The sequence below is a fragment of the Endozoicomonas sp. SESOKO2 genome (assembly GCF_024606245.1).
Classification (GTDB): domain Bacteria; phylum Pseudomonadota; class Gammaproteobacteria; order Pseudomonadales; family Endozoicomonadaceae; genus Endozoicomonas_A.
This window is the reverse complement of the sequence record NZ_JAHHPQ010000109.1, coordinates 36,049-51,350: the sequence shown is the minus strand read 5'-3', so window position 1 is coordinate 51,350 and position 15,302 is coordinate 36,049. Positions and strand designations below refer to the sequence as shown.

The window sequence follows — 15,302 nt, the reverse complement described above, 5'->3', positions numbered from 1 at the left end:
TTCTATAACAGTTAAATCGAAGTCTGGGGAGGAATAAGGTAGCTCATTTGCTGATCCCAGAACGCGGTTTTGGTCATGACACTTTCATAGTATTTACCAATAGCCCCCACCATCATTTCAGAAATAATTTGGTGATGATATTGGCGTCGGAGAATTAACACAGCCGCCTCCCGATCATCCATATGGTCAAACATGGGCGAGTTGGGGTTGACCTGGGCCAGTTGCTCCTGGAGCCTGACTTCTTTCATAACATCTTTATGGGATTCATGCAGTTTCAGAATACGATCAACAAAATCTTCCAGCTGATCTTTAGCCAGCCTTCTCATGGTGCCCATTTCTTCCCGCCCGGTTCTAGCCTCCTGACCCTGCCAATCCCAGACTACACTTTTGCCTGTCTTCTTTCCGATAATACGTTCAAATCGTTCTTTATTAATAGCCTCGTTATAACGGTTAACAAAAAGATCTGCCAGAAAGAAAAAACCAAAGATAATTAATCCATCCACCGTGGGCCTGGGCAGATAAGGTGAAATTTCCAATTTTGGCACACTTTCGGAAGCATGCCAGACCACTTTAAAGCCGTGTAGCATGGTTGATTTAATGGCTCCCTTCAACCAGACGTTCAAATAACTTCTAACGCCATTCTCAGCCAGTATCAGGGCATTTGCCACCCTGTTGGCATGAGTGTTAAAACGACTCCTTTCTTCTTCAGTGAGCTCCAGATCGGGCATTTCCTCTTTCAACACCCGCTCCAGCTCTTCCACAGCCTCTTTGGAAGAAATAGAGCCATCACTGGTTAAATCATCAGTCATTTTAGGGAAGACTTTTTGCAACCACCCCGTCTGTTTGGTCTTGAAGTGGTAAGACTTACCGATCACTCGAGGATCATTCGCCGCATCACTGAACAAGCGTTCTCTTTTCTCAGGATCCATGTTTTTGAATTTACAGTTCCACAGCTGATCCAGAACCGGCTCCCACTCTTGATCCATTCTTTCAACGTCACTGACTGCGGCTGTGTACAAACGTTTATAGAGTTTGAAAGCATCTTGCAGGTTGCGTCTGCGGTACAGGTATCGGGCTTTGCCCTCTTCCAGACGAATCACGGCTTCAAGATTGCTCTCATCTTTTTCTCTTTCCATCTCCAGTCTCAACTGAGCGTCTTTCTCCAGCGCAGAATAGGCATTGAAGATGCGGGTTAAGGTCTCATGACTGCAAATGTATCTCAGGCTTTTCAGGAACACGCGAAACTTCTTGTCATCCATCTCTGACAGAACACCCAGGTCATTCATTTCCAGCTTGTAATCAGCAGATGCTTCAGCCCTCTGTAATGCCCTAATGGCCTTGGTCATCCGAATCAGCTCAGTACCACCACTCCATGCACCGTACCAGGCAATATAGCTGAATAGAGCCGCCGCAGCGGCAATCCCTCCCGACACCAGACCTATTAGCACGGTACTAACTACTATGGCAGCGGAGTTAAGACTAAAGTACCTCTTGTTCCTGAGAAAATGACGTTTGATCCTGTCACGAGTATCCGTATTCTTGAGCTTGATACCACCACCTTTATCCACAACATTCTGAATATGAGTCCTGTCGACTTCATCCAGGTGATAACGTGTAGCTTTGGGTCTATCAAGTCCGGGAGGGGTTGCAGCAGGATTAGAAGCATCAAAACCACTGACAGGATCTCTTCCTTTTCTGGCCATTACCTGTTTGACCGGTATATGAGTCTCCGGTGCAAACCGCCAGCGCAACGCATTCTTGATTTCAAGGATGCGTTCAAAAGTGATATCCGTATCGTCAAGAAGCCCTGCATCTTGTGCCAGTTTGGCAACCGTGGCTTCGGCTGTGACAGCATCTACATTGAAGTCTTTCGCTGTGCTCTGAATTAAATCCGGTAACAGAGCCCTTTTCAAAAAGCCAACTGGCAGTGCTCGATCTTCTGCAAGGTATTTATAAGTCAGCTCGACGGTGGAAGAGGAAACGGTTTTTCTGACTTCATTGAGAACCTGTTCACTGATTTTTTCTCTGCCTCCTGACAACACCAGTTTCATTTCCTCACCTTTCTTCTCTTCACCTAGCACACACACATCGTGATATGCCATGGCACAGGCGATATGGTAGTCACGAAGGCTGCGCTGGATAGGGGAAGAGAATTCTGCGTGAGCAGCATAACGGAAAGAATCGTAAACCCTGAGAGCCTTTGCTGATGAGGAACCTCCACCAAAAAGACGCTTGATAAAACCGCCAATGCCCGAGAAAACAGAGACCATACGACCGCGCCATCGACCGTAATCAATCTGACCCAGGCTGGAAGCTTCTGACGCTGTGGCGATCTTTTTTCGCTCTGTAGCAGAGAGAGAAGAACCTCTCTGGTTCTGAATCCCTGGTGGCATGCCTCTCAATCCCTGAGAAAAAGATGTTAAACAAAAAAATGTTCGTTTTTTTGGATAAGATTATGAGAAATCAAACTTAAATTTTTGATTCGAATAAAAAAATAAGAAAACAACAATATTTAAACTATAGCTGCCTCAGGCGCTGCTGTGATTTTGTATTGCGCTCAATGCTGCCGAAGACAGTACATACAGGGCAAAGCGAGGAAAACGGAGTTACTCTTCACTAGAGGACAAGGGCCAGTTTGGCTGGCCCAAAAAGGCAAGTGTGGAGAAACCTCAGACAGGCTTGCGATCAAGTACCTGATAGCTGAACTCCAGAGCCTGTTCATCTTCTGAGACCTGATCTTCCCGGGCGATAATATCCCACTCACTGTCATCAATTTCTGGAAAAAAAGCGTCGCCATCAAACGATCTGAAGACTTTGGTGAGATAAAGCCTTTCGGCCCTGTCCAGGGCTTGACGGTAAATTTGCTCACCACCAATCACCATAATTTCTTCATTACCATTAATCATGGCTACTTCTTCCGCCAAAGAAATGGCGTCTTCAAGACTGTGCACCACTTTAACCCCTTCATGACGCCAGTTTTTGTCACGGGTAATAACAATATTGGCTCGTCCCGGCAGAGGCTTGCGCAGTGAATCAAACGTCTTTCGTCCCATAATAATGGGCTTGCCCATGGTGACAGCCTTAAAATAACGAAGATCTCCAGGCAAGTACCAAGGCATTTTATTATTGATGCCAATGGCGTGGTTTTGGGCAACAGCGGCAATCATCGCAATTTTCATAATCTTATCGGTTACTCTTTCCCTGGGTTGTAAACGCCGACATTCTCATACCCTTCGTCACGAAGGTGCATGGCGTGCAACTGACTCATCACCCCTTTTTCGCAATACAGCAGGTAGTGCTTATCTTTGTTTAGTTCAGCAAATTTTGTCCTGAGCTGATAGAAGGGAATCGTCAGGACTTCACGGTCAGCAAGGCCGAAGGGCTTGATCTCTTCTTCATCCGGATGACGAATATCAATAACAATGTCGTTTTGTTTCGTGGTCTCAACTACCTCGACTTCTTCACGAGTCAAGTCATCGGCAATGATATCAGAAACGGAAACTTTACGACGATCGGCAACCGCTGCATCCAGAATGGAAAAATCAAAACGGGCCTCTTCCGCTGCAATTTTTTCCGGCCTGGCTCTGGTGGTTGGATTTTTTGAGATCACCGCACAGTACTCAGGAATATTTTTTACCAACTCCTCTGTACCGATCCTGACTGAGATATCAATGATGTCCTGCTTGTCCATGGCAATAAGCGGACGCAACACAAGATGGTCCGTAGCAGAATCAATAACCGCCAGATTGGTGAGTGTCTGGCTGGAAACCTGAGCGACAGCTTCTCCAGTCACTACGGCTTCAACGTACATCTCTTTTGCAACCTGGCTTGCGGCTCTCAACATCATTCGCTTGAGAATAACCCCCATTTGGGAGTTATCTACTTTGGTCAGAATCTCCTCGACGACCCCTTCAAAAGGAACCGTAACAAAGTTGACGCTATGGGAAGAGCCAAAGCGGCTCCAGAGATAGTAAGCCACTTCTTTAACTGCCAGTTCATGAGCATGACCACCCAGATTAAAGAAACAGAAATGGGTTCTGATACCTCGCTTCATGGTCAGGAAACTGGAAACCGTCGAGTCAAAACCACCCGAGATCAACGATAACACTGGCTCCATAGAACCCAGTGGGTAACCACCCAACCCATTACCACGGTTCGTGACCAGGAAATAACGATCTCCCTTGATCTCAACTTTTACGACAACGTCCGGATTCTTAAGCTTGACGCCAGCCGCTTCAGTTCGAGTATTCAGTCCACCGCCAACATATCGTTCAACATCGATGGACTGAAAATCATGTTTACCTGTGCGCTGACAGGTGACCCGGAAGGTTTTCCCGGCCAGCAGTTCACGATTGACGTGCAAAGCATTATCCAGAATGTCATCCAGATCTGTCAGCGGATACTCAACCACCTTTTGCCAGTACGCGATACCAGGAATGTGGCTCAACAGATCGGAGACCTGAGCCACCAGCTGGGGATCATCATGACTGGTTGCCAGCTCGATGAAATCCCAGGTGCCAGCCACCTCGACGTATTCATCGACCCGTTTGAGAACGTTACGAATATTCTTGCGCAGCTGCTTAATAAAACGCTTTCTCACCGGAGGCGTTTTAATCGTGATTTCAGGAAACAGCTTGATGATGAACTTCATAAAATTGTATGCCCGGCCCCCGCCATCAGAAAAGTGTCAGCACAGAAAAGCGCCGCCACAAGCCACGAAGAGAACCGGTCCAGATGCCAGTTAGGAAAATAAGAAACCAATCCACCCGATTATACAGAAGACTCCCAGACACCGGTAACCCCGGCTAACAGTAGACAATCAGCTTAAACACTCCGTAAAGACCACAAGGTTATTAGTAGTCTCTGCAGATTCACGCTACACTGGGCCCCGCTTGGGAATGGTTCTATGGATAAGCAACGGGCAAGCGCACCAAACCGAGACATTAAAGAAACTACGCGCACTTTTTTTGTGCATCTATTGAATTTAATGAGGTTCTTTTCGGTGCGACTACCCACATTCGGCTTATGCTCAGGCATGGCCACGTTATAGAACGCAGAAAAATCAACCGGTTTTCGATACTGGCACAGCAATTGCTGAGACGGTGTCGGAACAGCCGCCAATGCGGCACGATACTAGTAAATGTTGGTAAACCGCCATACCGATTGACAAGGCTCTGGCCTCACGATCGACCTGCGGTGCTCAACGAGAGCTATAAGTCCTTTGGAGGAATAATAAATGTCCAAGACCCTGAACTTGATCAAGGATCACGATGTAAAATGGGTTGACCTTCGTTTTACTGATACCCGTGGTAAAGAGCAGCACGTTTCCCTGCCGGTCAGCGAAGTCGATGCCGAATTCTTCGAGCTGGGTAAAATGTTCGACGGTTCCTCCATTGCCGGCTGGAAAGGCATCAACGAATCCGACATGATCCTGATGCCTGATGACAGCAGCTCCGTCATCGATCCTTTTACTGACGAAACCACCCTGAACATTCGTTGCGATATCATCGAGCCTTCTACCATGCAGGGCTATGAGCGTGATCCACGCTCAGTTGCCAAGCGCGCTGAAGAGTACCTGAAGTCAACCGGTATTGCTGACACTGCTTTCTTTGGTCCGGAACCAGAGTTCTTCGTATTTGACGATGTTAAGTGGAATGTCGACATTTCCGGCGCTTCTTACGAAATCAACTCTGAAGAAGCGGCCTGGTCTTCACACAAGTCTTTCGAAGGTGGCAACACCGGCCACCGGCCAAAAGTTAAAGGCGGTTACTTCCCGGTTCCACCCGTCGACTCCCTGCACGACATCCGTGCTGCCATGTGCACAGCAATGGAAGCTCAGGGTTTGGGTGTTGAAGTACATCACCACGAAGTAGGTACCGCGGGCCAGTGTGAAATCGGTGTTAAATTCAACACCATGGTAGCCAAGGCTGACGAAGTTCAGATCCTGAAATATGCCGTACACAATGTTGCCCACGCATACGGAAAAACTGCGACCTTTATGCCCAAGCCTCTGGTAGGCGATAACGGCAGCGGTATGCACGTTCACATGTCCCTGAGCAAAGACGGTGAAAACCTGTTTGCTGGCGACGGCTATGCCGGTCTGAGCGAAAACGCTCTGTACTACATTGGCGGTGTTATTAAACATGCAAAAGCGATTAATGCCTTTGCCAACGCTTCCACCAACTCATACAAGCGTCTGATCCCGGGCTTTGAAGCACCTGTTATGCTGGCTTACTCCGCCCGTAATCGCTCTGCTTCCATCCGTATTCCTTACGTAAACAGCCCTAAAGCCCGCCGCGTGGAAGTTCGCTTCCCTGACCCAACGGCTAACCCATACCTGGCGTTTGCTGCCCTGCTGATGGCTGGTCTGGATGGAATCAAAAACAAGATCCACCCAGGCGATGCTGCTGACAAGGATCTCTATGACCTGCCTGCAGAAGAAGCGGCTGAGATCCCAACCGTTGCAGAAAGCTTCGAAGAAGCTCTGGCTGCTCTCGATGCCGACCGTGAGTTCCTGACTGCTGGCGGTGTATTCACCGACGACATGATCGACGCTTACATCGAACTGAAGAAAGAAGAGTGCGTACAGGTCAGCCAGACCACTCACCCAGCTGAGTTCGATCTCTACTACAGCGTGTAAGCAAGCAAGGCAGGAACGACACCTGTCATCAACACTTCAACAGCCCAAAAGCCGGAGTGTCTGTCCCCATGGACAGCACTCCGGTTGTTATTTAGACCTTTCTATTTTTCGCACCCCAAATTAGCAAGCCTTTCAGCAAACCCGAAATAAACTTCTTTCATCACCCTTTCTTCACTGAACGGATGCAAACAAGCCTGCTCTAAAGTAACCTAGGAAAATCCGGAATCAGTCGCAGACCATCATGAAAAGAATAATAGTTATCTTATTGCTGGCCCTACCCCTGCCTGGACAGACCTCTGAGATTTATAGAACAGTCGATAAGAATGGCAATGTCACATTCACTGACAGCCCTGGTGCCAATAAAAAGGCCGAACCTGTGCAGCTCACCCCCATTACCAGCATACCTCCGACCCAGACAACGGGTCATTCGACCATCAAGGTGTTGGATGACCATAAAGAAGACATTTATCCAGTCTTCACGATTACCAGGCCTGCCAATGATTCGACCGTCAGAGATAATGGCAACTTCACAGTTGAAGTCAGTCTGGAACCGAGGCTGGCCTCAGGTCATAGTCTGTCCTTGTCAATCGATGGTGTTCAGCAGGGCAAACCACAGAGAAAAACTCAGTTCAAACTAAAAAATGTCGATCGGGGTACTCACCAGTTATCAGTGGCTATTCTTGACCGAAACGGCAAGACCTTAAAAACCGCCAACAGCACTGTGCACGTACAGAGAACAGTTTTCAGACCTCCCGTACCGGTACCAGCGCCAGCCCTTTGAAGACTGTTGTCGCACTATTTTGGTGCACTCAAACAAACTGACTTATAATTCCAGTTCTCCCAATTTTTTTCAGAAGTGCAACCTGATGCAAAAAGGTCACGTACTGAAAGAGATTGGCAACAGTTGGTTCAATTCTTGCGTTATGTTTTATCAGACAACGAAATAACAACCACCACTTATCCGGGTGTCAGTCGGTGATCAATGAATTTGTACTGGAAAATCTAAACACGGCCATTATCGCTCTGGATCAAGAGCTTCGTGTCGCTTTCATGAACCATGCTGCTGAAGCACTCCTGGATATCAGCGAAAAAAGTGGCCTGCAATTGCCACCATCGCAGTCGCTTGACCATGGCTCTATGATGAAAGATCTGCAGCGTGCCCTGGAACAGAACCAGCAGTTTACCCGCAGAGAATCAGAAATCGTCATTCATGGAACCTCGGTACTGGTTGATTACACCATTACCCCCATAGAAAACCAGCACGCCTGCCTGTTAGTGGAGATTCACCCAAGAGACAGGTTGCAGCGCATCACTCGTGAAGAATCCCTGATCGCCAAACAGGAAACCTCTCGTATTCTTGCCCGTGGACTCGCCCATGAAATCAAAAATCCTCTTGGAGGTATAAGGGGCGCAGCCCAGCTGCTGGACAAACAACTGGATGACAAAGAACTCAGCGAGTTCACACAGATCATTATTGAGGAAGCGGACAGGCTCAGAGATCTCGTTGACCAGATGCTCGGCCCCATCAAGCCTCCCAGTATGAACAGTTTGAATATTCATGAAGTGCTGGAAAGGGTTATCCAGTTAATACATGCAGAGACCGGCGGCCAGCTGTCTGTTGTCAAAGATTATGATCCCAGTATTCCTGATCTTCCTGCAGACAGAGAGCGGTTGATTCAAGCTATCCTCAACCTGGTGCGAAACGCCATGCAGGCCATAGAGCAACATATGCCTCTGAGTGATGGTCAAATAACCATTCAAAGCCGTATATCCAGACAGTTCACAATTGGCAATCAACGCCGGAAGCTTGTTTGTCATCTGTCCATCATTGACAATGGTCCCGGCATTCCCGAACACCTCAAGGAAAATATTTTTTATCCCATGATCAGCGGCAGAGCGGAAGGAACCGGCCTGGGGCTACCAATGGCTCAGTACATTATCAGCCAGCATCAGGGGTTAATTGAATGTGACAGTAAACCGGGGCAGACCTGCTTTCACGTCTATCTCCCGCTAACGGTGAATGAGCCTACATCCCAACCTTCTTACCTCAGGCAGTCTTGAGCGGATAAACAACAGGAGTAATTAATGAGTACGGATTCTAAAGTCTGGATTATTGATGATGATCGTTCTATCCGCTGGGTGCTGGAAAAAGCACTGGCCGGAGAACAGATCGAAGCCGATGTCTTTGATTCTGCCGATAAGGCTCTGCGGGAGCTGCAATACTCTCAGCCTGAAGCTATTATCAGCGATGTCAGAATGCCTGGTACCAATGGGCTGGAATTTCTCAAGGAAGTTCACGAAACCTACCCGGACCTGCCTGTCATCATTATGACTGCCCATTCTGATCTTGAAAGTGCTGTCTCTTCCTATCAGGGTGGCGCTTTTGAATACCTTCCCAAACCCTTTGATATAGACGACGCCGTTTCGTTGGCCAAACGCGCCATTGAGCACAGTTGTCAGAAAAAGACAGAACAGGTGATCGAGGCGGTTGATAACGGCACTGAGATTATCGGTGAAGCACCCGCCATGCAGGAAGTCTTCCGTGCCATTGGCAGGTTATCGCAATCGAATATTACCGTACTCATCAATGGTGAATCCGGTACAGGTAAAGAACTGGTTGCCCACGCACTGCACAAGCATAGCCCCAGAGCCAGCAATCCTTTTATTGCCCTCAATATGGCAGCCATACCCAGAGATTTGATTGAATCAGAACTCTTTGGTCATGAAAAAGGGGCGTTTACTGGTGCCGGAGCCATGCGCAAGGGACGCTTTGAACAGTCCCAGAATGGCACACTGTTTCTTGATGAAATAGGGGACATGCCCGCAGAAACACAAACCCGATTGCTTCGGGTACTTGCAGATGGTGAGTTCTATCGAGTGGGTGGCCATACCCCGGTTAAAGTCGATGTCCGTATTATTGCAGCCACTCACCAGAATCTCGAAAAGCTGGTTGAGGAAGGCACATTTCGTGAGGACTTATTCCATCGACTCAATGTTATTCGGATTCACCTGCCGAGACTGAGAGAGCGTTCAGAAGATATCCCTGTTCTGGCCAGACATTTTCTGGACAGGGCCGCCAAGGAGCTGAACGTTGAACCCAAAGTACTGACCCAGGAAACGGCGAAATTTATTGCCAGTCTGGAATGGCCCGGCAATGTCAGACAGCTGGAGAACACTTGTCGTTGGTTGACGGTAATGGCTTCAGGCCGGGAAGTACTGATCTCTGACCTTCCACCTGAACTGTTAAGCCAGCCCGACAGTGGCCCAGTGACGCTCCAGCCAGGCAACTGGGAGCAACAGCTTCGTCTCTGGGCAGACAGAGAGCTTGCGGCCGGTCACAGCAGCATTCTGGACAAAGCGATCCCCGCTTTTGAAAAGATCATGATTGAATCAGCTCTGCAACATACGGGAGGTCGAAAAAGAGATGCTTCCGAGCTCTTAGGCTGGGGAAGAAACACCCTGACCCGTAAAATGAAAGAGCTGAAAATGTCTGACAAAGCTTTGACAGAATAACGTTTGTGACAACCAGGGAGAGCCGTTTCTGACGTTATTCTCCCTCTGAGCACATCAACACGCCCGAATATCTTGCTCTGCCACCCGTTAAACTGTCCTGCCAATCAAGTTTCTGAGAATTTCTATACTCGACTTAAGTAACACCAGACAGGAAGTAGGTGTAATATGAAACTCTCAGCAATGGTCTGCAGAGGCTTAGTTGCCTCGTTGTTTATTCTAATCACGTCTTCGACTTATTCTGCACAGCAAGGCAGCATTGGAAAAACCTCCACAGGTTCTTTCGGTATTCGCCTGGTCATAAAGCCTAACTTGCAAGCCTCCATAGCAACCCCGTCCATATCTCAAACGGATGACGCTGATTCAAACGCTCCCAACCTCAATGATGCGACTTCAACCGTTGCCACATTCAATGAAGTGGAGCCTATTTGCATCAGGGGCACAGGGATTAATCAGTATTCTGTTGTCACAGAAGGTTCAGGAGCGGGTGGCTCCTATGCTCTGAGAAATGATCAAAGATCCTATAACTATGAAGTCGACCTGTGGCCTTCTAATCAGGAAGCCCAGGCCCTTAACAGCGGTCAGAACAGCAACCCGATCAATGCACTATCAGGCAACTCAGACTGCGATAGCAGTCGAACGGGTTTTATGGTGAAGCTACCTCAAGACGTCGCTCAGCAGCCCCTCAAAGGTGAACTGAACTTGATTATCAATGCCGAATAAGATGGTTTACCACAGGCAATAGTGCCCGTAAAATGGAACCCCAAGACTATTGCCTGATATTCATAGTGATGATGAAAAAGAGATCACTTGAGTGACTGGACCAGATTACAGAAACACAAGGGCCCAACAGATGCGGTCATGGCTTAAACTTCCTCGCTTACCTCAATTATTAGCTATGGCATCTCTGGCTATGGTATCTCTGGCTATGTCCCTCAATACCTATGGTGCCATGTCTCTGGATAAAATGATCGTTTATTTCGAGCCGGACAAATCCCCTCGTCAGGACATAGTCGTTACCAATCCGGATAAGGAAAATCTGTATCTGCAGACTGAGGTCTACAAAGTCGTTAACCCCGGAACTGATCAGGAAGAAAGGGTTCGTATTACCGACCCCTCCGAGCTGAAATTACTCAGCACGCCACAGAAAACCATTGTCGCCCCCAACAGCCGAAAAACAGTTCGACTGGTCAGCCTTGAAACACCAAAAAAAGTAGAGTCGGTCTACAGGGTGACCTTCAAACCCGTCGTCGGTGACCTGGAAGCCACTCAGAACGCTATTAAACTGCTGATTGCATACCAGGCGCTGGTCTTTGTTCGCCCGGAAAATCCGGAATACAAAGTGACAGCCAAGCGAGAGAGAGACTCAATCACTTTTACCAACAGTGGCAACATTAATGTGGTATTACGAAATGGGCAATTCTGCTCAGGCCAGAAAGGCAAGCGTCAGTGCACTGACATTGATGATATTAAACGGCTCTATGCCGGGCAGAGCTGGACATTGAAAATCCCCAGCAGCAACACTGAAGTCGAATACGGTTTGTTCAACGGCAGCACTGAGGAAAGAAAGACGTTCTGATTTAATGAACTGATACTGTCACCGTTACCGTATCTTTGTAGATGCCGGGTTCGAGCCCGGATACTTCTGATGAAGGTACGGTAATTTCAAAATTCATATTGGAGCCACCGCCACAATACTGCAGAGTAGAACCTTTCCAGGGCTGCCCATCCACTCCCGGCACCAGAGTTTCCATGGAGCCCCCTTGCCCAACTCTTAACTGATAACCCACCCGACCTGATAAAAGAAAAGCACCCGTCAACCCAGTGGCTCTGACAGTGAAGTCAGATCCGCTTTGAGTGTATACACAAAAATCCATATTACCCTGAAGATTCTTGTCACTAAGCGCCATGTCTTTAAGGCCACTGATCTGGATGCGATCAGGAATTTTCAGCTCAAAGATAAGGTCAGTGTTATCGGTATAAGGAATAAAACCACCACTCTCCATGCCTTTGAGCTTTAATACCGCCTGATAATTTCCGGGTTGACGCCCTTCTAACTCGATAGCATTCACCTTGACCGATACTTGCCCTCCAACCTGTCTCCAAGTCCCCGGAGCCAGGAATGTCGAACTCGTATCCGGAATATTGCTACCATCTTTTAGCAACAATGAATTTACCCCCTGCTCAAAGACCACCCGGGACATTTCTATAGCAGGAGCACTCCCTGAAGAGATGAAATCAAAACCAGAAGCTTCAATGGTGTAATCTTCAGATTGTCGAAACCAGCCACAGCGAGGAAAGCGCGACCCAAGACCGGTGCCATTGCACGACTGCAACTGCAAAGGTAGGTCGATGTCAACATCCCCACCGGCCCAGGTAACAAGCGGCGCAGTATACTGAGGCTGACCAAAAACGAAAAAGCCCGAAGCTGTGTTAGCTAATGTCAGTGCAATTAGCGCAAGTACTCCTCTGAGAAACATCATAAGAAAACAACATCTGCTTTATTTTGACCGGACCCCAACTTTAACCATCGAAGTATCGCTGTATAACCGAGTATCATTAATACTCAGGAGCCTTACCGTTCGCCATTGGTCAACTGGCCTTGAAGATCGGGACCACAATCATACTCGGAAAGATCCAGGGTTCCCATTCTTAGTATGTACTGCTTGTCATCCGGTACGACGGGCACAGTGCATTGCCAACCATTCTCGAGTTCAATCCTCAACTCATGAGTATCTGAGCGGGCTTCTATCTGGAACATGCCAATATCGTCCGAACTGGCAGGATAAAGTCCTCCAATAATCCGAGCTCCGTCCAGAGGCTTACCCTTCATCAACAAGCGACCAAAAAGCAGTCTCAGGGGTATAGCCTCATAGTCCAGCGTCACGACGTTGCCGGGATACAGGGTGACACGTCGCTCCCGCTCATCAAAACTGTAGAGCGTATCCCCTGAAGGCGACAGGGTTACGGTATATTGTTCAAAAGGTGCCAGCGGGATCACCGACGGTCTGTCTGCCACGGCATAACCTCTTCTGTGACCGTCAATGGTTACATCAAACACGTCGCCTTCACGACCCTTCAGATTGACCACCAGAGCACTCTCTGCCACTCGCTCTCCACCCATAGCCACAACATTGCCATCGGTCAGAAAGCTGGTACTGAAACTGCCGTTATAGTTAGTAACCCGATTGGCCTCTGTTGAACGATGGTTAACCGTCAATGCTGCTTTGCCAAAACGGTCACCGTATTGCAAGACACCATCAAGTCTTCGTTCGCCACTTCCCGCTTCTGCAGAGACAGTAGAAATCAGCTGACCATCATAAAGGTCACCATCATCCCAGGAGGCTGACAGCCTCATTTTTTCTGTTCTGTCTTCCAGGCCGTTAGTGTCTTGAACCTCAGCCCGGGGGTTAACCCGGAAAGTCCATCGATCCTGACGAAATCGCCACTCCAGACTCAACAATGCTACTGAGTTACCTTCTGACTCACTGAAACTGAAAGTAACATTCGTATCGTAATCCAGCGTTCTGAAAACGGTAGCGGTATAACTCACTCCGTGGGTTTCTGTTCTGCCATCGTTATTATTTCTATTACTGCTGAATCGGTAATTGGCAGCGCCTCTCCAGAGGGGTACTGCAATAGAAAAACTGCTTTGCTCAAAAGCATCACCGATCAATGCCGGGCGATCGGAATTTTCCACTTCACTATCGTCCCTCCAGAGTCGTCGATAACTGCCATTCAAAGAGGCGTTGCCCAGCCAGGTTCTGGCTATGAGAGTCATACCATAGCTGCCATTATCTGCCAGCATCACCGAGGGTGATAACTCATAACGATAGCCCAACTTGAATAGCCCCAGCTCAAGCAATGAAGTATCTAAAGTAGCGGCAGCAGACAAAGTCCCTGCCACCGTCTCAAAAATTCTCCGACTCACACCGGCCCGGGTCAACCACTGTTGAGTACTATCAGGCAGAACCCCATCAAAAACCGATGTCATCACACGCCCGGTCTCAGCAAAAAACAGCCATTCACCTTCAGGCGGTAGTTGAAACTGCTTGGCAAAGAAACGGGTTTCCTCAGACTGAAGGTTACCCTGCTCATCCAGAATCCGGATGTCTATATCGTAGGCACCCGTGGGAAAAGTAGTGGTATTCAGAGCCTGAAGACCCGCTTCAAGAAAATAAGACGCAATCAGTCGTCCATCTCGTCTGACTTCAACCCTGCCCCTGAGCGGCATAAAGATATCGATCGGCATACCGCCACTGAAATCGGTATCTTCTCTGGTGTTATCAGAAGTCCGAAACCGGGCTCCGACAAGGGGCTGATCAGACGTAAAATTGAGGCCAAACCCCCGACTTGAAAGCAGGCCAACATCGTACTCAAAGCCTTCAAAATCCCTCTGACCGTATAGCTGATTGACCGAGAAGTCTTGAGACTTTGAATAGTCCCAGCTCCACAACACACTATTTTCATGATAAGAGAGCAGCGTCAGGCCGTACAAAGTATAGTCACTGCCATTGGCATCTTCAGATATACCGGTTACTGCTGCCGAAAAGTTTTGCATCATGGCAAAGCCTGAGTCAGAAGGCGGCAGGTATTTTCTGACATCGGCAGCTCGGGTTAACAGGAAGCGGGGATTAACAAACACATCGACCCTGAAGCGGGATTCATCAAAAATCACACCGGCAACGGGAGGGTTAAGAACACCACAATCTTTGGTGACACCGGGCGGACAAATAGCCTCAGTATGGGTATTCAACTCGCCGGATAAAGCCGAAGCCAAAAAAACAGGATCGTTCACCGAACCGATAAGGCGAACCACATCATTAACATTGGAAAGGGTAATTTCACCGGGTTGGAAGGTAGCCAGCTGGGAGGTTAAATAGCGGTTGCCATAATAAATATCCACCAGCGATCGCTGAGGCTGACTAAGGGTCTCAAAACCTTTGGGAGCTTTATTCTGGGCAAGAAAAAGCGCCTGATTGGCCATAGTTTTCGAGCAAACAAAAACCATGAGCAACGCAACACATAAAATGTCAACGCATTTCCATTTTGTCATGGCCCGAAACAATCATTTTCGTTACTGCTCTGATACTTAATTACCTGACAGAGGTACTTTACACCGAGGGCCGACTCAGGGCTGTTACTCAGCGCC

Annotated in this window: 11 protein-coding genes; 6 read left to right on the top strand and 5 right to left on the bottom strand. The window is 48.2% G+C overall.

All coding sequences use genetic code 11. The features are described 5' to 3' along the window. Positions 1 to 11 precede the first annotated feature (11 nt). The 3 genes from KDK17_RS02970 to thiI all read right to left on the bottom strand — a co-directional run bounded on the left by KDK17_RS02970 (position 12) and on the right by thiI (position 4,651). Positions 12 to 2,393, bottom strand: a complete 2,382-nt coding sequence (locus KDK17_RS02970) for a hypothetical protein (protein ID WP_257287310.1) — start codon at positions 2,391 to 2,393, stop codon at positions 12 to 14. A 276-nt stretch (positions 2,394 to 2,669) separates the two neighbouring features. Then, complete coding sequence (locus KDK17_RS02965) at positions 2,670 to 3,179, bottom strand: dihydrofolate reductase (protein ID WP_257287309.1); 510 nt, start codon at positions 3,177 to 3,179, stop codon at positions 2,670 to 2,672. A gap of 11 nt (positions 3,180 to 3,190) precedes the next feature. Beyond that, a complete protein-coding gene (gene thiI, locus KDK17_RS02960; RefSeq protein WP_257275006.1) occupies positions 3,191 to 4,651 on the bottom strand; it encodes a tRNA uracil 4-sulfurtransferase ThiI in 1,461 nt (486 codons plus the stop codon). Positions 4,652 to 5,236: 585 nt separating this feature from the next. Here thiI and glnA point away from each other — a divergent pair. The 6 genes from glnA to KDK17_RS02930 all read left to right on the top strand — a co-directional run bounded on the left by glnA (position 5,237) and on the right by KDK17_RS02930 (position 11,729). Next, on the top strand, positions 5,237 to 6,640 hold the full coding sequence (gene glnA, locus KDK17_RS02955) for a glutamate--ammonia ligase (protein WP_257275005.1): 1,404 nt from the start codon (positions 5,237 to 5,239) through the stop codon (positions 6,638 to 6,640). A 241-nt stretch (positions 6,641 to 6,881) separates the two neighbouring features. Further along, a complete protein-coding gene (locus KDK17_RS02950; protein WP_257275004.1) occupies positions 6,882 to 7,421 on the top strand; it encodes a DUF4124 domain-containing protein in 540 nt (179 codons plus the stop codon). Positions 7,422 to 7,615: 194 nt separating this feature from the next. Further along, a complete protein-coding gene (gene glnL, locus KDK17_RS02945; RefSeq protein ID WP_373690926.1) occupies positions 7,616 to 8,701 on the top strand; it encodes a nitrogen regulation protein NR(II) in 1,086 nt (361 codons plus the stop codon). Positions 8,702 to 8,725: 24 nt separating this feature from the next. Continuing rightward, positions 8,726 to 10,153, top strand: coding sequence for a nitrogen regulation protein NR(I) (gene glnG, locus KDK17_RS02940; protein WP_257275003.1), 1,428 nt, complete (start codon positions 8,726 to 8,728; stop codon positions 10,151 to 10,153). A 165-nt stretch (positions 10,154 to 10,318) separates the two neighbouring features. Next, positions 10,319 to 10,873, top strand: coding sequence for a hypothetical protein (locus KDK17_RS02935; protein WP_257275001.1), 555 nt, complete (start codon positions 10,319 to 10,321; stop codon positions 10,871 to 10,873). 91 nt (positions 10,874 to 10,964) lie between these two features. Further along, on the top strand, positions 10,965 to 11,729 hold the full coding sequence (locus KDK17_RS02930) for a fimbria/pilus periplasmic chaperone (protein WP_257274999.1): 765 nt from the start codon (positions 10,965 to 10,967) through the stop codon (positions 11,727 to 11,729). A 1-nt stretch (position 11,730) separates the two neighbouring features. Here the strand turns inward: KDK17_RS02930 and KDK17_RS02925 are convergent, their stop codons facing one another. Both KDK17_RS02925 and KDK17_RS02920 read right to left on the bottom strand, forming a co-directional pair. After that, the gene (locus KDK17_RS02925; RefSeq protein WP_257274998.1) at positions 11,731 to 12,633 is read right to left on the bottom strand and encodes a hypothetical protein; all 903 of its coding nucleotides are present in this window, start codon (positions 12,631 to 12,633) and stop codon (positions 11,731 to 11,733) included. A gap of 92 nt (positions 12,634 to 12,725) precedes the next feature. Continuing rightward, the gene (locus KDK17_RS02920; protein ID WP_257281218.1) at positions 12,726 to 15,161 is read right to left on the bottom strand and encodes a TcfC E-set like domain-containing protein; all 2,436 of its coding nucleotides are present in this window, start codon (positions 15,159 to 15,161) and stop codon (positions 12,726 to 12,728) included. Positions 15,162 to 15,302 lie beyond the last annotated feature (141 nt).

What these genes read in the sequence shown, in the direction of transcription:
- KDK17_RS02970 (WP_257287310.1), bottom strand. Translation starts at nt 2,393, where the DNA reads ATGCCACCAGGGATTCAGAACCAGAGAGGTTCTTCTCTCTCTGCTACA.
- KDK17_RS02965 (WP_257287309.1), bottom strand. Translation starts at nt 3,179, where the DNA reads ATGAAAATTGCGATGATTGCCGCTGTTGCCCAAAACCACGCCATTGGC.
- thiI (WP_257275006.1), bottom strand. Translation starts at nt 4,651, where the DNA reads ATGAAGTTCATCATCAAGCTGTTTCCTGAAATCACGATTAAAACGCCT.
- glnA (WP_257275005.1), top strand. Translation starts at nt 5,237, where the DNA reads ATGTCCAAGACCCTGAACTTGATCAAGGATCACGATGTAAAATGGGTT.
- KDK17_RS02950 (WP_257275004.1), top strand. Translation starts at nt 6,882, where the DNA reads ATGAAAAGAATAATAGTTATCTTATTGCTGGCCCTACCCCTGCCTGGA.
- glnG (WP_257275003.1), top strand. Translation starts at nt 8,726, where the DNA reads ATGAGTACGGATTCTAAAGTCTGGATTATTGATGATGATCGTTCTATC.
- KDK17_RS02935 (WP_257275001.1), top strand. Translation starts at nt 10,319, where the DNA reads ATGAAACTCTCAGCAATGGTCTGCAGAGGCTTAGTTGCCTCGTTGTTT.
- KDK17_RS02925 (WP_257274998.1), bottom strand. Translation starts at nt 12,633, where the DNA reads ATGATGTTTCTCAGAGGAGTACTTGCGCTAATTGCACTGACATTAGCT.
- KDK17_RS02920 (WP_257281218.1), bottom strand. Translation starts at nt 15,161, where the DNA reads ATGGTTTTTGTTTGCTCGAAAACTATGGCCAATCAGGCGCTTTTTCTT.